This window comes from Paraburkholderia sp. EB58, assembly GCF_050436665.1.
Classification (GTDB): Bacteria; Pseudomonadota; Gammaproteobacteria; order Burkholderiales; family Burkholderiaceae; genus Paraburkholderia.
On sequence record NZ_JBNDMQ010000012.1, the window covers coordinates 172,100 to 189,927 of the forward strand.

A 17,828-nucleotide genomic window follows, 5' to 3' on the forward strand; every position below is an offset into this window, starting at 1 on the left:
ATGGCGCTGCTACGAGGGACCAGACCGGGACCCTGCGGGGCATCTCTGCTAAAACTGCCTCCCTTTCTGGCCATTCACCCGCGTACACCCTCGCCCTATTCGTCCGCATCCGCGCCGAGCAGCGCATCTCCCAGGAAACCGCTCGCTTCATCGCCCGGTAGCGCTTCCACATCGCGCAGCTTGCGGTTCATCATGCGGGTGCGCGTCTCCGCGGCTTCGATCGAACGGGTCACTGTTTCGAGCTGCGACTTCGTCTTCGCGAGCACATCGCCGAACTTGCCGAACTCGGTCTTCACCGCGCCGAGCACCTGCCAGACCTCACTCGAACGCTTCTCGATGGCGAGCGTGCGGAAGCCCATCTGCAAACTGTTGAGCAACGCGGTGAGCGTAGTCGGTCCGGCAATCGTCACGCGGTAGTCGCGCTGCAGCATATCCGTGAGCCCCGGCCGGCGCAGGATTTCCGCGTAGAGCCCCTCGGTCGGCAGGAACAGCAGCGCGAAATCAGTGGTATGCGGCGGCGAGACATATTTCTCCGCAATCGTGCGCGCCTCGGTGCGAATACGTCCTTCGAGCGCGCGCGATGCGTCTTCGACGGCCACCGGATCGGCCCGCTCCTGGGCGTCGATCAGGCGCTCGTAGTCTTCGCGCGGGAATTTGGCATCGATTGGCAGCCATACCGGCACCGCGGTGCCATCCGGATCCTGGCGGCCCGGCAGCTTGATGGCGAATTCAACCCGATCACCGCTCTTCGGTATGGTCGCGACGTTCTTCGCATACTGATCCGGGGTCAGCAGTTGTTCGAGCAAGGCTTCGAGCTGCACCTCGCCCCATGTGCCGCGCGTCTTGACGTTGGTCAAGACCTTCTTCAGATCGCCCACGCCCGCGGCCAACGTCTGCATTTCACCCAGCCCGCGATGCACCTGCTCGAGGCGATCCGACACCTGCTTGAACGATTCACCCAAGCGCTGTTCGAGCGTGGCATGCAGCTTCTCGTCCACCGTGCGACGCATCTCTTCGAGCTTGGCCGAGTTGTTCGCCTCGATATCCTTCAGACGCTGTTCGATCGTCGCGCGCACTTCGGCGAAGCGGCGGTCGTTCGACTCCGTCAGTTGCCCAAGTTGCAAGGTCAGCGTCTCACCGAAGCGCCGCAGCGCCACGCCCTGCTCGTCGCGCGCCTGCTGGGCCTGCTGTTGCAAGCTGTGGCGCGTCGCCTCGAGCTGCTGCGCGTTCGTTTCGGTTAACTTCACAAGCTGTTGGGCAAAGCCGTCAATCTTGCCGTTCTGCAACGTCGTCATACTGGTGAACTGCGCGGCGAGCGTCTGTTGAAACTGCGCGAACCCGCCATTCAGTTCCGTACGCGAGACGCGGGCGGTTTGCTCGATCTCGCTGCGCAACTCGCGCTCGAGGCGCTCGAACGCGCGCGTCTGCGCTTGCCCGGTCGAGCCGATGTGGTCGCCCAGGTCGTCGAGCTGAGCCTCCAGATCGCCACGGCGGCCGCCACGCATCAGGACCAGTAAAGCGATCAGCAATGCGACGGCCAGTACCCCGACCGCCGCGAGCAACATCGTCGTCATGCGCGTGCCTTGCCGATCACCTCGGGATTGATCGGGTTCGCCGGGCGTCCCGCATTCGGACCCTCACCGAGCCCGGCGATCAGATTGTCCGCAGCGAGATTAGCCATCGCGCGCCGGGTCGATTCTGTCGCACTCGCAATATGCGGTGTCAGCACGACGTTCGACACAGTGAGCAGTGCCGGATTCAGGTTCGGCTCGCCCTCGTAGACATCGAGCCCCGCCGCCGCGATACGGTTCGCGCGCAAGGCCTCGGCCAGCGCCGCGTCGTCGACGATGCCGCCACGCGCGATGTTGGTGAGCGTCGCCGTTGGCTTCATCTGCGCGAGTTCCGCTGCGCCGATCGTGTGATGGTTGTCTTTGGTATAGGGCAACACGAGGACGACGTGATCGGCCCGCTTCAACAACTCCGCTTTCGACACATACTGTGCGTTCAGTTCGGCTTCGATCTCAGGCGCGACCCGCGAGCGGTTGTGATAGATAACCTGCATGTTGAAGCCGCGGGCACGGCGCGCCAGCGCCTGGCCGATGCGGCCCATGCCGATCACACCGAGCGTCGAACCATACACGTCGGTGCCGAGAAAGCCGTCGTATGCCCACTTCTGCCACTTGCCGGCGCGCAGCCAGTGCTCGGACTCGGTGACGCGGCGCGCCGCTGCCATCATCAGCGCCCAGCCGAAATCGGCGGTGGATTCGTTCAGCACGTCCGGCGTATTGGTGCCGAGGGCGTTCGCCGCGTTGAACGCAGCCATGTCGAAATTGTTGTAGCCGACCGCCATGTTAGACACGACCCGCAGTCGCGGCGCCGCCGCTAGCACAGCCGCGCCGACCGGGTCGCCGGCAGTCAGCGCGCCGTCCTTGTCGGCGAGACGGCGCGTCAGTTCTTCGGCGGAGAGGACCTCGCCGTTGTTCCAGTCAACCTCGAAATGCTGTTTGAGGCGTTCGATTACATCCGGAAAAATCGGACGGGCAACAAGAATCTTCTGCATTGCAATTCTCCGAATAGCGTGACGGAACCGCCAGCGGTCCCGTCATCATCAACCGCTAAAAGAACAACCAGGTCGTCACGAGAAACACCGGTACCAGTATCGCGACCGACCAGCCCAGATACGCAAAAAAGCTCGGCATGCGCACGCCGCGAGACTCCGCGATCGCCTTCACCATGAAGTTTGGCGCATTGCCGATATAGCTGTTCGCGCCCATGAATACCGCGCCGGCCGAGATCGCAGCCAGCGTGGCGGCGCCCTGCGTCATCAAGGTTTGCGCGTCGCCGCCGGCGAGATTGAAGAACACGAGATAGGTCGGCGCATTGTCAAGGAACGACGAGAGCAAACCTGTCGCCCAGAAATACATCGCGTCATGCGGCTGGCCGGACGCGTCGTTGACCAGATGCACGATGCCCGCGAAGGCCCCCGCGTCGCCGGCGCGCAAAATCGTGATGACCGGCGCAATCGTCACGAAGATGCCCGCGAACAGCTTCGCCACCTCTTCGATCGGCGCCCAGTTAAAGTCATTGCCTGCGCGCCCCGCGCGCGGCGTCACGGCCAGTGACAACAGCGTGACGCCGATCAGCGCCACATCGCGCACCGCGTTCTGCAACGCAACGTGCGTGCCGAAGACGTCGAACTCGATGCCCGGCTTCCACAAGCCGCTCATCAGCACGAGAGCGATCACCATACCAAGCAGCACGAAGTTGATTTTGCCGTCGATGCCGAGGAGCGGCGTGTCAGGCGTCGGATCGAGAAACGGCGAGCGCTCCTCTTCACGGCGATGGTAATAGTACGAATCGAGCGCGTAAAACGTCACAAGCAGCACGCCGCAGACGAACAGCATCGGCAACGCCAGATGCGTGGTGGTCCAGAAGAAACTCACGCCGTTGAGAAAGCCGAGAAAAAGCGGCGGGTCGCCGAGCGGCGACAGCGAGCCGCCGGCATTGGCGACCAGAAAGATAAAAAACACGACAACGTGCACAACATGCTTGCGATTATCGTTGGCGCGCAGCAGCGGCCGGATCAGCAGCATGGCTGCGCCGGTCGTGCCCATGATGCTGGCGAGTACCGTGCCCAGTGCGATGATCGACGTATTCATGCGCGGCGTGCCGTGCAGGTTGCCGCGCACGCAGATGCCGCCCGCCACGGTATAAAGCGCGGTCAGCAATACGATGAACGGCACATACTCTTCGAGCATCGCGTGAACGAATGTTCCCAATGCAACGCCCGCGCCGAACGTGACGGCAAACGGCACGAGAAACACGATCGCCCATGCTGCCGCGATCTTGCCGTAGTGGTGATGCCAGAAAGTCGGCGCAATGAGCGGAAACACCGCGATCGACAACAGCACGCCGGCGAACGGCAGGCCCCACCATGCCGACAGCGTCGCGCCGTCCAGCGTCGCGGCCGATGCCAGTTGGGGCCACAGTGCGAGTGCGGCGACGAGCCCCGTGCCCGTCCATCCGGCATATCGCGTCATATACGAAGAATCCTTTTGTTTTCCAGGCCTAGCGAGGCGCGCATACGAAGCGCATGCGGCACGCAGCGTGCAGATCAACCAGCCACGCCTCTCGCTCATGCGCCGCGCACGACAATCGCATGCACGCGATAAGGCCCATGTGCGCCGAGCACGATGGTTTGCTCGATGTCGCCGGTGCGCGATGGGCCCGAGACAAAGTTGACCGCGCGCGGTAGTTCGCCGCGTTCAGCGCGAATCAGCTCGAAGGCCTCTTCATGCCCGGCGACGATACGCGAGGCCGGCACGATAGCAATGTGCGTTTCAGGCAGCAGACTCGCAGACGCATAGGTTTCAGGCCCGGACAACAGCACCAGTGTGCCGGTCTCCGCTGTGGCGCAAAAAGAGCCCGTGATGCCGACCACGTCGCTATCTTCGGGCTTGCGGAATTCGACGGTGAGACCCGCGTCGATCCAGCCAAGATCCTGCAGCGTTTGCCATGCAATTGCCTGAACTGGCAAGCCATGTTGCGTGAGATAGCGATGCGCGGCAGCTGGCACATCGTTCAATGCTTCGACGGTCTCGACGGTGGTCGCCATCTTCTGCGCCTCGTCGATAAAGCGTGCGGTGAGATCGTCCGGCATGGGCGGACGTGGGCCTTGCGGATGGCGTGCGAGATAGTCGGCAGCGGCCTCGAGTTCGGAGGCGGTAGGTTCGGCTTCGCGCCCCTGGGCTGCGCGGATGCGCGCGAGAATGTTGCGGCGGGCGATCGATGTATCCATGGGCCAAATCCTCGCGAGTGTCTCGTTACGATAGCCGTGCGGCGTCGCGAGGATTATACCGGCCACCCCGCGCTCGAACACTCGTCCAGATGGCCAAGGCGGGCGCAACAACCGCCCGCCACACACGTTACTTCGACACTTCCTCGTCCGGCTGCTTGATGCCGAACACCTGGCGCAGATAGGCCAGATACGCCTTGTCTTCGCACATGTTCTTGCCGGGCGAGTCGGATAGCTTGGCGACCGGTTGGCCGTTGCAGCGAACCATCTTGATTACGATCTGCAGCGGGTTATAGCCGAGGTCGTTGGTCAGGTTGGTGCCCACTCCGAACGCCAGCTTGCAGCGGCCGCGGAAGCGTTCGTATAGCTGCAGGACCTTCGGGATATCCAGCGCGTCCGAGAACACGAGAATCTTCGTGCGCGGGTCGCAGCGGTTCGCCTCGTAGTGCTTGAGCAGGCGCTCGCCCCAGTCGAACGGATCGCCGGAGTCATGGCGTGCGCCGTCGAACAGCTTGCAGAAATACATGTCGAAGTCGCGCAGGAACGCTTCCATGCCATATACATCTGAGAGCGCAATGCCGAGGTCGCCGCGATATTCTTTCGCCCACATCTCGAAGCCGAAAATCTGCGAATCGCGCAGCCGCGGTCCGAGAGCCTGGCAGGCCTGCAGGTATTCGTGGGCCATCGTGCCGAGCGGTGTCAGGCCATGCTTCATGGCGTAAAAGACGTTGCTCGTGCCGGTGAACTGTTCGCCGAGGTCGTCTTTCAGCGTGAGGATCACCTCCTCGTGCCAGCGCTTCGAGAAGCGGCGCCGCGTGCCGTAATCGGCGATCTTGCAGTCCGCGAATTCAGGACGTGCGCCGAGCAGCTTGATCTTCTCGGAGAGACGCTCGCGGCCTTCGCCGTACGCCGGCTCCCGCTGCGTGTTGCGGAAGTAGACCTCGTTGACGATCGCCAGCACCGGAATCTCGAACAGGATCGTGTGCAACCACGGCCCCTTGATTTCGATGTCGATTTCGCCGTTGCCCTTGGGCGAAGGCGTGATCGAAATGTACTTGTCGTTCAGATGGAAGAGCGCGAGAAACTCGATGTAATCGCCCTTGATGAAGCGCATGCGCCGCAGGTAATCAAGCTCGCCGTCGGTGAAGCGCAGCTCGCACAGCTTGCGCACTTCATCGCGGATCTCGTCGATATACGGCACGAGGTTGACGTTCGGGGTCCGGCAGCGGAAGCGGTATTCCACGCTCGCGGCAGGAAAATGATGCAAAACCACCTGCATCATCGTGAACTTGTACAGATCAGTATCGAGCAGCGAAGTAATAATCATGATGGTGCGAACCGGACAGCAGGAGAAACGGAAGGCCTGAACTGGCCCATGCGCCTGCGGCACGCCCCGGCGCGCCGACTTGACGCATGTTACCCGAATGCGCGCGGCCATATCGCGCCACCGGCCCGCCCGCCTGCGGCGCCATAAACTAATCACGAAAACGTATAAACCGGTTGGGCCGCTGCTACATACGCCACTTGACGTTACGTTACAATAGCGCTTTTGGCGTTTCGCCTCCCCAGATACCGCATGCAGGAGCTGCCTGAATGACTCACGTTGTGACCGAAAGCTGCATCAAGTGCCGCTATACCGACTGCGTTGATGTGTGCCCGGTGGACTGCTTTCGCGAAGGTCCCAACTTCCTCGCGATCGACCCCGATGAGTGCATCGACTGTGCAGTGTGCGTCGCCGAATGTCCGGTGAACGCCATTTACGCCGAAGAAGACGTGCCGGGTGACCAGCAGGACTTCGTCGCGCTGAATGCCGATCTCGCCAAGGGCTGGCCCAGCATCACGAAAACCAAGGCTCCGCTGCCCGAGGCAGATGAGTTCAAGGACGTGAAGGAAAAACTGGCTCTGCTCGCCCGCTGAGCGGCCATGGGCGGTGCGCCGGCCCGGCCGGGACTCCGTTGCGGCTCTCATGTTCGAATGAAATAGAGATGAGTTCGGGGTCTTGACAGGCCTTGGAGCACCCCCTACAATTTCGCTTCTCTGCTGTTGTTGTTCCCCGATAGCTCAGTCGGTAGAGCGCCGGACTGTTAATCCGTAGGTCCCTGGTTCGAGCCCAGGTCGGGGAGCCAAGAATTGCAAAGGCCCGTTAACCAAGACGGGCTTTTTTATGTAAAGGTTGTACTGCTGTTCCTCGATAGCTCAGTCGGTAGAGCGCCGGACTGTTAATCCGTAGGTCCCTGGTTCGAGCCCAGGTCGAGGAGCCAAAAAATTCGAAGGCCCGCATCCATGCGGGCCTTTTTGTTTTGGGTTCTGGGTTTGGATGCGCGCACGGGAAGTGCGCGATGCGCTCTCACCTTTCGCCCAACGCAGGGAAAGCCCCTTCGCCTCCCTCCCGCTTTCACGCCTTCCTTTCTGCGGTCCTCGCACACGCCACCTGCGTCGTGCTTGCCGTTATACGATGGGGCTTTCCCTGCGCGATTATTCCGGTCTCCCAATGAAATCCACCTTCTTGTACGTCGCACTCGCCGCTGCTGCCCTCTTCGCTCCGCTCGCCCACAGCGAGGAAGTGGCCAGCGTCAACACCAACTTCCATCTCACCGGATCCGACCGCGTCGTGGTCGAGGCTTACGACGATCCGCTCGTCCAAGGTGTCACCTGCTATGTCTCGCGAGCACGCACGGGCGGCATCAAAGGCACGCTGGGCATCGCCGAAGATCCAACGGAGGCGTCGATTGCTTGCCGGCAGGTCGGCGAGATCAAATTCACCGGGCCGCTCAAGCAGCAAGCCGATGTGTTTTCCATGAGCATGTCGCTGATCTTCAAGACACTGCACGTCGTGCGCGTGGTCGATGCAAAGCGCAACACGCTGGTGTATCTGACCTATAGCGACCGCGTCGCAAGCGGCAGCGCGAAAAACAGCGTGACGGCCGTGCCGATGCCCACCGGCACCACCATCCCGCTCAAATGAAAGCCGCTTGTACGGAACACGCCGGCGCGCGCTAAACTGGCAGGCCGAGCCGGATTTCCATCATGACCGTCACCCGTTTCCGCGATTCCGCCCGCTACTGGCGCACGCCGCTTTTGCCCGGCGCGGATCTGCTCACGGCCGAATATCACGATCACGAGTTCTCGCCGCATTGGCATGACGCGTACACCATCCCCGTGATCGTGGCCGGCGCGGAGGGGTACCGGTATCTGGGTACCGACTACGTCGCCGAAGCCGGCAGCGTGCCCATCATCAATCCGGGTGAGCTGCATACGGGCGCACGGGCTATCGAGGAAGGCTGGCGCTATCGCGTCTTGTATGCGCCGGTTGATTTCATCCAGCAACTCGCGACCGACGTCGCCGGCCAGCAACAGGCATTGCCGTGGTTCGAACCCGGCGTGATCCGCGATCTGGACCTCGCCCAACGGCTCGCACGCGCTCACCGCCTGCTTGAAGCGCAGGCCGATCCGCTCGCGGCTGAAGCTGCGATGCTCGACGCGCTATCGACGCTGCTGGTCCGCTATTCGGGCGGTCAAACGAAGCCGGCGCGCCTCGCCGCCGACGACACCCGCGTCGCGACCATGAAAGAGCACCTGACCGGCGACCTCACCACCCCGCTCCAACTGGCCGAACTGGCCGGAACAGTTGGATTGTCGCCATTCCACGCGGCTCGCCTCTTCACGCAGGCGACGGGCATGCCGCCGCACGCGTGGCGCAATCAGGTACGGCTGCAACGTGCGCTGGCGCCGTTGCGCGCCGGCGTGCCCGTCACAGAGGTGGCGGCGGCCAGCGGCTTCACCGACCAGAGCCATTTCACGCGGCACTTCCGGCGCATGTTTGGGGTGCCGCCGGGCCGCTGGCAGGCGGCCTGAGCGCCGCGGCGCCGGGACAGCGAGTTCGCGCGAAGCGGCCCGCGGCCGCGGGCTCGCCTAACCGGCGGCACAGCATCATCCACAGCAAGAACGTACAAGCCCTCCCGGCCCCGCCGCGGCTATGCTCGGCAGACCAAGGAGGCAAGATTGACCCATCCCAACCGCTTGACTGAATTCAACGCCGGCGCGCGCGACATCATCCCCATGATGGTCGGCGCGGCGCCGTTCGGCGTGATCTTCGGCACCCTCGTCACGTCCGGCCCGCTGCACCTGTGGCACGGGCAATTGATGTCGCTCGTGGTCTTCGCTGGATCCGCCCAGTTCATCGCGCTGGGCCTCATAGCGGGCCACGCGAGCTTCGCCGTGGTGTGGGCCACCACCCTGGTCGTCAACCTGCGCCACGTGCTATATAGCGCCACGCTCGCCCCCTACGTTTCGCATCTGCCGCTGCGCTGGCGCCTCGCGCTCGGCGGCGTGCTCACCGACGAAGTCTTCGCCGTCGCCTGGTCGCACTACCGGCATCATCCGCCCGGCTCGGTGAGCCCGTATTACTTCCTCGGCGCGGGCCTCGCCATGTATGTCAACTGGCAGATCTGGACGCTGGCCGGCCTGCTGTTCGGCGCGGCGTTCCCCGGTCTGCAGTCGCTCGGGCTCGATTTCGCGATGGTCGCCACCTTTATCGCGATCGTCGTGCCGCAGCTCGTCGCGCTGCGCTATGTCGCCGCCGCCGTCACCTCGGGCGCGCTGGCGTTCTTCTGGCAGGCGTGGCCGTACAAGCTGGGCCTGCTCGGCGCGGTGTTCGCCGGAGTCGTGGTCGGCGTCCTGCTGTCGCGCCCCAACCGCCAGACGCGTACCGCGGAGGTGGCTCGATGATGAACTACGTCGTTCTGATTCTCGGCATGGCGCTGATCACGTGGACGATCCGTGCAACCGTGTTCGTACTCGGCGACCGGCTGGTGTTCCCACAGTTGGTGCGCACCGCTCTCGGATTCGTGCCGGTGACGGTGCTGACGGCCATCATCGTGCCGATGGCCGTCTCTCCGCACGGCGGCGGTGCCGAGCTCACCTGGCGCAATCCGCAACTGGTCGGCGCACTCGCCGCCGTAGCGGTCAGTGCACTGACCCGCCGGCCGTTGCTGACCATCGCCGTTGGACTCGCGGTATTTTTTGTCTGGCAAGGCATCGTGCTCAAATAGAGCCCATTACCTGGGATGCTCCGTGAGCCTTGTGCAGCGCCGCAACCGGCGCTGTGCCCGGTCACAGAGGCCCGCCGCGCCCTCAAGTTTTACCCCGATCCGCCGTTATGCAGTCGAGGTCCGCTCGTCGGGAAGGTATCCCCGCTGGTTATGCGGCAACAATGCAGGATCAACCGCGTCGAGCATTGACGTCGCCCTCTCACGGGGGCAGTTCGCAGATGGCGGCACTTTTGCGATGCCACGCGGGAGGACCAAACGGGATAAGACATGGGTCAGATCACCCTTTCACTCAAAGACGAAACCGTCGCAACCTTGCGCAAGGATTTCGACGCTTTTTTGCGCGTCTCGCTCAAGCTCGACCCGCAGTTCGCGACGCCATCGTTTGAGGACTTTCTGCGCGCCAAGCTGCTCGACAACATGCTGCCGCTCACCGAACATGCAGTGAAGCGGATGTTGCAGGGCGGCCAGTACGCGTGGGCCAAGCGCACGCTGGACAAGGAATTTCCGGATGTCGTGGCGATTTTGATGCAGCAGGCCACCGAGTTCGGCTTCGGCTTTGCGTCGCGTTCAGAATGGACCCCCGAGGAGCTGGCCAAGCAGTGCCACGACTGGGCTGCGGCGATTGTCAAGGAATCGGAAGGCGATGCGTCGCTCGTGGATCCGCTCGCCGCCCAGATCAAGGGCGCCGCGCAGGACATCCAGGCGCTGGAAGAAGCCATGCAGACGCCCGCGTGGCGGCTTGTCGAGTCGCTGCGGCAGCGGGTGTACGAAGCGAAAGTGGCCTGTGAGACGAGCGTCGGCAGCACCGCGCGCGAAAAGCTCGGCGAACTGCGCGGCCTGCTGCGCCTCGGCATCTCGCATGGCTCGTTCCAGAAACAGGAAGCACAGCAGATCATGGAATATCTGCGCCTGCTGAAGCCCGACATCTTCGTCGAAGAGCCCTACGATATTTTCTCGCGCCTCGCGGCGTGGCTGCGAGCCTTCTTTACGCCGCTCCCCCGGCAAGAGCAGACACGGCAGGCGGCACAGCAGCCCCGACAAACGCGCTAAAGGGCGTGGGGTTGCGTAGTAGGCGTGGGGTTGCGTAGTAGGCGTGGTCCTGCGCTACCGCCGTTGTACCGGCTGCCGCAGTGCCCTGCGCTGCCCCGCGTCGTCTTGCGCTCGCGCGGTTGTCGTGCGCTACCGTCGCCGTTCCGAGCCACCGCAACCGCGCTCAGTCCCACATTCTCTTGAGCTTCGCCGCAATTTCGAGCTTCGCCTGCGCCGCGGCAGCGAGTCCCGCTGCGCTCGGCGCGACGGGCTCAGGCATACGCGGCCAGGCATAAGCATCGAAAAGCGGCATCAGATGCGCAGGGATGAAACGCGTGCGCGACGCCCAGACGTGGCGGTCGCCCAGATGCGTCTGGTTATGCACATAGAAGCGTTGCGGCACGACGATGTGGAGATCCTCCCTGGCGCGCGTCATCGCCACGTACAGCAGGCGCCGCTCCTCGTCGATCTCCGCGTCACTGCCAGTGCCGAGATCCGACGGAATGCAGCCGTCGACGCCATTCAGCACGAACACATTGCGCCACTCCTGCCCTTTCGCCGAGTGAATCGTCGAGAGGATCAGGTAGTCCTCGTCCAGTAAGGGCACGCCGGATTCGCCGCTGGTGGCGTCGGGAGGGTCGAGCGTCAGTTCCGTAAGGAAGCGCTCGCGCGACGCATACGTGGCGGCGATGCTTTCCATTTGCAGCAGATCCGCATGACGGAAGGCGGCGTCCTCATGGTTGCGCTCGAGGTGCGGCTCGTACCAGCGCCGGATCAGTTCGAACTCGGCCGGCCATGGCGAGCTCAGGCTGCACACGCTCGACATCAACGCAACAAAGGGCTGCCAGTCTTCGAGTGCGCGCGGCGGCGGAGCGAAGGCGGCGAGAGCGCTGACGGTGTGGCTGGGTGTGGCACGCGTAACCACGGCATCGAGCAGGCGTGCCGCCGTGGCTGGCCCAACGCCGGGCAACAGCTGCATGACCCGAAACCCGGCGACGCGATCACGCGGATTCTCCGCCCAGCGCAGTACCGCAAGCACGTCTTTCACGTGCACCGAATCGAGAAACTTGAGGCCGCCGAATTTAACGAACGGGATATTGCGCCGGGTCAGTTCGACTTCCAGCGCCGCGCTGTGGTGCGCGGCGCGAAACAGCACCGCTTGCGATTTCAGCTTCATGCCGGCTTCGCGCGCTTCGAGCACCTGCTCGACCACATAGCGCGCCTGATCGGCTTCGTCCGCCACGCTCACGAGACGTGGACGCTGGGCAGAGGCCTTATCGGTCCAGAGATTCTTCGTGAAGCGTTCGGTAGCGAGTTCAATAACCGCGTTCGATGCGGCCAGAATCGGCTGGGTGGAGCGGTAGTTACGCTCGAGCGTGACCTGCTTCGCGGGCGGATTGAAGTGCGTCGGAAAATCGAGGATGTTGCGCACCGTCGCGCCACGGAACGAGTAGATCGACTGGGCGTCGTCGCCCACCACGGTCAGGCCGCGCCCGTCCGGCTTCAAGGCAAGCAGGATCGACGCTTGCAGGCGGTTGGTATCCTGATACTCGTCCACCAGCACGTGATCGAAACGGCCCGCGAGATCAGCGGCGATTGTCGGTTGTTCGGCCATCAGGGACCAGTAGAGCAGCAGGTCGTCGTAGTCGAGCACGCTCTGCGTCTGCTTGGCCTCCACGTAGCTGGCAAACAGCATCCGCAGATCCGCCTCCCATTCGCGGCACCACGGGAACGCGCTCGCCAGTACGTCGGCGAGCGCCGCGCCGGTATTGACGACGCGCGAGTAGATCGCAAAGCAGGTGCCCTTCGCCGGAAAACGCCGCTCTTTGGCCGACAGCCCGAGTTCGTGCCGCACCAGGTTCATCAGGTCGGCGGAGTCCTCACGGTCGTTGATCGTGAAGGTCGGGGCGAGGCCAATCAGATCGGCATATTCGCGCAACAGGCGCGCGCCGATGCCGTGAAACGTGCCCGACCACGTCAAGCCCTGCGCCACCGCTGCCCGCGCACCCAGCGCCTCACCGGCGATCCGCGTAACCCGCCGGGTCATTTCGAGCGCGGCACGGCGCGAGAACGTCAGCAGCAAGATGCGGCGCGGATCGACGCCCTTGACCACCAGATGCGCAACGCGATGTGCCAACGTATTGGTCTTGCCCGAACCCGCGCCGGCGATCACCAGCAAGGCGCCGCCCGGCTGCGCGGGATTGTCGGCGCCGTATTCGACGGCCTCGCGCTGCGCGTCGTTGAGCTTCGCCAGCCAGGCAGCGGTATCGGACGGCGCGGAGTCGGCAACGGAGAGCACAGTGGTCGGTATCAGGAGGTGAAGGGGTCGCAGGACGGGATCAGCGTCGCATACTGTATATCCATACAACCGGCGGCGACAAGCGCCCTTTTTTCGGCGCAGGCCGTCCTCGAACCCAAACGCAAACAGCCCGGGCGCTGACGCGCCACGGGCCGCAATTCGTTAGGTCTTAGCTTTTTGTCGCCAGGCACACGAGAGTAGCCACTTCCGTGGACAACCCGCCCTGCGCGCCCGGAAAGGAACCTACTCCTTCTTTGCGTCCTTTTCCTTCGCGTCGGCGGCGGCCTTATCGGCGTCCGTCTGGGCTTCCGTCCTGGATTTGTCGGCCTTCGCCTGAGCGACATCAGACTTCTTGTCCGCCTTCGCTTGCGCCTTGGCGGCCTTCTTATCCGCGTGCGTGGGCTCGGCCGACGGGTTCGTTTGCGCCAACGCGACCGACGACAGGCAGCCGGCAATCAGCGCTGCGTAAATCCTGTTCATGGGCTTGTTCACATGACCTCCATGATGGCCAAGAGTGAATAGAAGTGAGAGGAGGCGGCCGGTGGTGGAGAGCCTGACCCGCCGTCATCGTCAAAGGCGGTCAAGCCGACTCCCCGCCCCTTGCATCTATGCTTAGTGCTTAACGTCCGAAGGATCATCCTGGCTTGGCGTCTGGCCTTGCATGTCCATCTTCATCTCGTTGTTGGCGGTCTGCTTGTCGGCCTTCTTGTTGATCTTGGCGTCGCGGACCTGTTCCTTGTACTTCTGCTTGGCCTCGGCTTGCTGCTCCTTCAATTGGGTCTTCGACGCCTTTTTCGACGCGCTGTATTCGGCGTTAGCCTTGGCGTCTGCGTCGCGCTTTTGCACCAGCGGATCGGTCGAACCGGATGCCGTGAGGCGCTGCGGCGCCGGCGTCACCGGCTGGACGCCTTGTGCAGCCGGAGCGGCGGTGTCGGCGCCCGGCGCCATCATTTGCTGGCCAGCAGCGCCGGCATCCGGCTGCGCGTTGGTCTGCGCAAACGCACCGGTGGCGGCAAAAGCGGTCAGGGCGGTACCGATCAGGAGCGAACGAATCTGGGTCATAGCTATCCTCTCTAAAATTGTTGTCAGGACTCGGGCGTCGACGCGTCAATCTCCCAGTCGAACTGCAACTGGACGCCGACAGCGAGGCTGGCGATGCAGCTCGCCCGGTCTGTCGTTACCCGCTGCGAAACGTCACCAGGTCAGCAGGCTTTTCTACAGACCAACCCTTTGTGAGTGAAGTTCGTAAGAAACGTCTACTGTTACGGAACGTTTCATTTTCTAACAATTACCAAACACATACTTTCATTTAACCGGTTTCCGCATTGCACAGGCCTGTGTGCCAGCTTCTGGCTTATGATGCGAACCCCGTTACCCGAGCCGCAATCGCCATGCCTAATCTCGATTTCACCCTGACCGGCGACTATGTCGAACTTCACAATCTCCTGAAGATAACGGGGCTCGCGGACAGCGGCGGCTCCGCCAAACTGATGGTGGCCTCGGGCGCCGTGACGGTCGACGGCCAGGTCGAACTGCGCAAAACCTGCAAAATCCGCGCAGGACAGGTGGTGTTACTCGGCGACACCCGCATTGCCGTGCACGAGGCGTAGCGCCTCGGACACCTGCGCAGCTGCCCTCGCGCGCCACGCGTCAAAAATCCGCACCAAAAGTGTGCTTACAGATCGACAACAGCTCGCCTACGCCATAAGCTGTCTGTTTTGACAGAAAACGACGCGGGCGCAGCCCGCAACCGTGCACCTTTGATGACGCAATCCGGCCTCTCCCGGGTGGCCGCCCCGCCGCCGACCCTATCTCGCCACGCCGCCGACACCGCCCGCCTCGCCGCCCCTCTCGCCATCGCCCAACTGTCGCAGATGGCCATGGGCGTCACCGACACGATCCTGCTTGGCTCGCTCGGCCCTGACGCGCTCGCCGCCGGCGGCCTCGGCGCCAACCTGTTCTTCGTGGTCGTGACGCTGCTGCAGGGCGTGCTGACTTCGGTGAGCGTGAGCGTGTCGCATGCACGTGGCGCGCAGGCCGACGACCGCGTGCCGCACATCTATTGGACCGGCCTCGTGATGTCGGTGCTGTTGTCGATTCCCGCCTTCACGCTGCTGTCGTTCGCCACGCCGATCCTGCTGGCATTCGGCGAACCGGCCCTGCTCGCGCACAACGTCGGCGAATACGCGGCCGTGCTGCGCTGGGGGGCGCTCGGCAGCCTGATCGGTATTGGTTTGATGCGCTCCTTCCTGCCGGCCATCGGCGCGGCCAAGCGCCTGCTGTGGGTCTCGCTGGGCGGTGTCTTTGTGAACGGCTTTCTGAACTACGGCATGATCCATGGTGCATATGGCCTGCCGCGCCTCGGTTTTCTCGGTTCGGCCTGCGGCACCACCATCACCGTCTGGATGACCGCGCTCGTGCTAATGGCGTGGCTGCATCTGCGGCCCCGCTATCGTCATTTTGTCACGGCGACGCGACCCAGATTGCCGTTGATGGGCGAGTTGTTCGGCATAGGCTGGCCGGTCGCGATCACCTATGGCGTCGAATCCACGCTATTTCTCGCAACCGGCCTGATGGTCGGCTTGCTCGGCGAATCGCAACTCGCTGCGCACCAGATCGCGCTGAACGTCGCGTCTGTGGCCTTCATGGTGCCGCTCGCGATCGGCCAGGCGGCCAACGTGCGGGTCGGCTACTGGTCGGGCGCGGGTCAGCCGCTCGCCGCGCGGCATGCCGGCTTTGTGGCGATTGCGCTCGGCGTCGCTTTCATGTCATTGTCGGGGCTCGTGCTGATTCTGGCGCCGCATTGGATCGTCGGCCTGTATCTGCATCTGGACGACCCCGCCAACGCGGCCACGGTTAAGCTCGCCAGTTCGCTGCTCGGCGTCGCCGCCATCTTCCAGATCGTCGACGGCATGCAGACGGTCGGCTCAGGCTGCCTGCGCGGCCTGAAGGACACGCGCGTGCCGATGGTGGCCGCGGCGTTCGGTTACTGGGCCATCGGCTTTCCGACCGGCTACACGTTGGCGTTCCACTTCGGACTGGGCGCGCGCGGTCTGTGGTGGGGTCTCGCCGCGGGCCTCGCGAGCGTCGCGCTGCTGATGACGCTGCGCTTTCACCGCCTTAGCCTGCGACGCGTACCCGCGTCTTCGAGACCGGCGGCGTGAAGAGAGGCCGGCGCGCAGACGGTAAAATACGCCGCGGTTGCCTCCCAGACCCATCCCGGTCGCCTCAAAGGTCCGCCGCGCGTCCCACAAGGGTGTGCATGCGCCGCCATCGCATCGAACCCAACTATTCGTCGAAACAGAATCAAGGACCTCCTGACATGCTTGCCCGGGTTACCCGTCTCTTTCCGCTGTGGGCCGTGCTGATTTCGCTCGCCGCCTACTTTTCGCCAGCCTCCTTCAGCCCCATCGCACCGCACGTCACCACGCTCTTGACCATCATCATGCTGGCGATGGGCGTGACGCTCTCCATCGCCGATTTCAAACGTGTCTTTACGCGGCCCGCACCGGTCGTCGCCGGCATCGTGCTGCACTATCTGGTGATGCCGCTTGCCGCCTGGGCCATTGCCAAAGTGCTGCGCATGCCGCCGGATCTGACCGCCGGGATGGTGCTGGTGGGCAGCGTCGCGAGCGGCACCGCTTCGAACGTGATGATCTATCTGGCGCGTGGCGACGTGGCTCTGTCGGTGACCATCAGCGCGCTGTCGACGCTGGTCGGCGTGTTCGCCACGCCGCTGCTCACGCGGCTCTATGTCGACGCGTCGATCGCCGTCGACGTGCACGGCATGCTGATGAGCATTCTCGAGATCGTCGGCCTGCCGATCGTCGTGGGCCTCGTCATCAATCATCTGTTCGGCAAGCTGGTACGCAAGGTCGAGCCAATTCTGCCGCTCGTGTCGATGGTCGCGATCCTGCTGATCATCGCGGCGGTCGTGGGCGGCACGCAGAAGAGCATTGCGTCGGTCGGGCTCGTGGTGATGGTCGGGGTGGTGCTGCACAACGGCATTGGCCTGCTCGGCGGCTATTGGGGCGGCCGGCTGCTCGGCTTCGACGAAGCCGTCTGCCGCACACTGGCGATCGAAGTCGGCATGCAGAATTCCGGTCTCGCAGCCACGCTCGGCAAGCTGTATTTCTCGCCACTCGCGGCACTGCCAGGGGCCTTGTTCTCGGTCTGGCACAACCTGTCTGGATCGCTGCTCGCAGGTTACTGGGCGGGCCGCCCCGCCAAGGGTTCCACGCATCCTGAAGGCGCAGCGGCCCTCGAGGTCGAACGCGGATAAAGGGAGTTCGCGAGGGCTCGCGAGGCTCGTGGCGCGCTCGTCCGTGATGAACGCACCACTCGCACGAGTTATCTGGCGGCTGCACATGCTTCGTCATTCATTGGCATAACGAACAGATCCACGTGCGATGGCTCGAACAGCATTCACGACATCACATTGAAACAAGGCGTGCCCCTCGCGTACCCACGCCAATTGCGCTATCCAGCAACTCGTCCGATCAATTCCCCTTAGAATGCATTCCTTATCAGCACCCAGATGCATCGGGTGCGCGCCTGCGTCGAAGAAGGGTGCGTGCACTGAATCAAGCGGAGGAATAGCGTGCCGGCGTACGACAGCAACAACAACATCGCGTCGCAATCTCATCAAGGTCCC

Annotated in this window: 17 protein-coding genes and 2 tRNA genes; 11 read left to right on the plus strand and 8 right to left on the minus strand. The window is 63.4% G+C overall.

The annotated features are described in order from the left end of the window. Positions 1-95: 95 nt before the first annotated feature. From rmuC to pncB, 5 genes are all read right to left on the minus strand, one after another. Complete coding sequence (rmuC, locus tag P3T40_RS19585; protein WP_429269376.1) at positions 96-1,574, minus strand: DNA recombination protein RmuC; 1,479 nt, start codon at positions 1,572-1,574, stop codon at positions 96-98. After that, positions 1,571-2,560 (minus strand): 2-hydroxyacid dehydrogenase, encoded by a 990-nt coding sequence (locus P3T40_RS19590; RefSeq protein WP_429269377.1) that lies wholly within the window; start codon positions 2,558-2,560, stop codon positions 1,571-1,573. The genes rmuC and P3T40_RS19590 overlap by 4 nt, the downstream gene beginning before the upstream one ends. Positions 2,561-2,615: 55 nt before the next feature. Then, positions 2,616-4,040: a sodium:proton antiporter gene (locus P3T40_RS19595; RefSeq protein ID WP_429269378.1), complete on the minus strand. Its 1,425-nt coding sequence runs from the start codon at positions 4,038-4,040 to the stop codon at positions 2,616-2,618. A gap of 95 nt (positions 4,041-4,135) precedes the next feature. Further along, positions 4,136-4,798 carry a LutC/YkgG family protein gene (locus P3T40_RS19600; protein ID WP_429269379.1) on the minus strand — a complete coding sequence of 221 codons (663 nt, stop codon included), beginning with the start codon at positions 4,796-4,798 and terminating at the stop codon, positions 4,136-4,138. 127 nt (positions 4,799-4,925) lie between these two features. Beyond that, the gene (gene pncB / locus P3T40_RS19605; protein WP_429269380.1) at positions 4,926-6,122 is read right to left on the minus strand and encodes a nicotinate phosphoribosyltransferase; all 1,197 of its coding nucleotides are present in this window, start codon (positions 6,120-6,122) and stop codon (positions 4,926-4,928) included. Between the two features lie 266 nt (positions 6,123-6,388). Between pncB and fdxA the strand changes: the two genes are divergently transcribed. From fdxA to P3T40_RS19645, 8 genes are all read left to right on the plus strand, one after another. Beyond that, a complete protein-coding gene (gene fdxA / locus P3T40_RS19610; protein ID WP_027198371.1) occupies positions 6,389-6,712 on the plus strand; it encodes a ferredoxin FdxA in 324 nt (107 codons plus the stop codon). 133 nt (positions 6,713-6,845) lie between these two features. Continuing rightward, a tRNA-Asn gene (locus P3T40_RS19615) sits at positions 6,846-6,921 on the plus strand. A 59-nt stretch (positions 6,922-6,980) separates the two neighbouring features. Further along, a tRNA-Asn gene (locus tag P3T40_RS19620) sits at positions 6,981-7,056 on the plus strand. Positions 7,057-7,286: 230 nt separating this feature from the next. Further along, positions 7,287-7,760 (plus strand): CreA family protein, encoded by a 474-nt coding sequence (locus P3T40_RS19625; protein WP_429269381.1) that lies wholly within the window; start codon positions 7,287-7,289, stop codon positions 7,758-7,760. A gap of 62 nt (positions 7,761-7,822) precedes the next feature. Then, positions 7,823-8,650, plus strand: a complete 828-nt coding sequence (locus P3T40_RS19630; protein ID WP_429269382.1) for an AraC family transcriptional regulator — start codon at positions 7,823-7,825, stop codon at positions 8,648-8,650. Positions 8,651-8,854: 204 nt separating this feature from the next. Further along, positions 8,855-9,523, plus strand: coding sequence for an AzlC family ABC transporter permease (locus P3T40_RS19635; protein WP_429269428.1), 669 nt, complete (start codon positions 8,855-8,857; stop codon positions 9,521-9,523). Beyond that, positions 9,523-9,846: an AzlD domain-containing protein gene (locus P3T40_RS19640; RefSeq protein ID WP_429269383.1), complete on the plus strand. Its 324-nt coding sequence runs from the start codon at positions 9,523-9,525 to the stop codon at positions 9,844-9,846. Before P3T40_RS19635 ends, P3T40_RS19640 begins: the two co-directional genes overlap by 1 nt. 267 nt (positions 9,847-10,113) lie before the next feature. Continuing rightward, positions 10,114-10,896 carry a DUF4088 family protein gene (locus P3T40_RS19645; RefSeq protein ID WP_429269384.1) on the plus strand — a complete coding sequence of 261 codons (783 nt, stop codon included), beginning with the start codon at positions 10,114-10,116 and terminating at the stop codon, positions 10,894-10,896. A 163-nt stretch (positions 10,897-11,059) separates the two neighbouring features. Here P3T40_RS19645 and P3T40_RS19650 read toward each other — a convergent pair whose 3' ends face one another. From P3T40_RS19650 to P3T40_RS19660, 3 genes are all read right to left on the minus strand, one after another. After that, positions 11,060-13,174 carry an ATP-dependent helicase gene (locus P3T40_RS19650; protein ID WP_429269385.1) on the minus strand — a complete coding sequence of 705 codons (2,115 nt, stop codon included), beginning with the start codon at positions 13,172-13,174 and terminating at the stop codon, positions 11,060-11,062. A gap of 243 nt (positions 13,175-13,417) precedes the next feature. After that, on the minus strand, positions 13,418-13,654 hold the full coding sequence (locus P3T40_RS19655; protein ID WP_429269386.1) for a hypothetical protein: 237 nt from the start codon (positions 13,652-13,654) through the stop codon (positions 13,418-13,420). Positions 13,655-13,786: 132 nt separating this feature from the next. Continuing rightward, a complete protein-coding gene (locus tag P3T40_RS19660) occupies positions 13,787-14,236 on the minus strand; it encodes a hypothetical protein (protein ID WP_429269387.1) in 450 nt (149 codons plus the stop codon). Positions 14,237-14,565: 329 nt separating this feature from the next. Between P3T40_RS19660 and P3T40_RS19665 the strand changes: the two genes are divergently transcribed. From P3T40_RS19665 to panS, 3 genes are all read left to right on the plus strand, one after another. Continuing rightward, positions 14,566-14,784: an RNA-binding S4 domain-containing protein gene (locus P3T40_RS19665; protein ID WP_074265967.1), complete on the plus strand. Its 219-nt coding sequence runs from the start codon at positions 14,566-14,568 to the stop codon at positions 14,782-14,784. Between the two features lie 153 nt (positions 14,785-14,937). Further along, the gene (locus P3T40_RS19670) at positions 14,938-16,338 is read left to right on the plus strand and encodes an MATE family efflux transporter (RefSeq protein ID WP_429269388.1); all 1,401 of its coding nucleotides are present in this window, start codon (positions 14,938-14,940) and stop codon (positions 16,336-16,338) included. Positions 16,339-16,496: 158 nt separating this feature from the next. After that, positions 16,497-17,456, plus strand: a complete 960-nt coding sequence (panS, locus tag P3T40_RS19675; RefSeq protein ID WP_429269389.1) for a ketopantoate/pantoate/pantothenate transporter PanS — start codon at positions 16,497-16,499, stop codon at positions 17,454-17,456. Positions 17,457-17,828 lie beyond the last annotated feature (372 nt).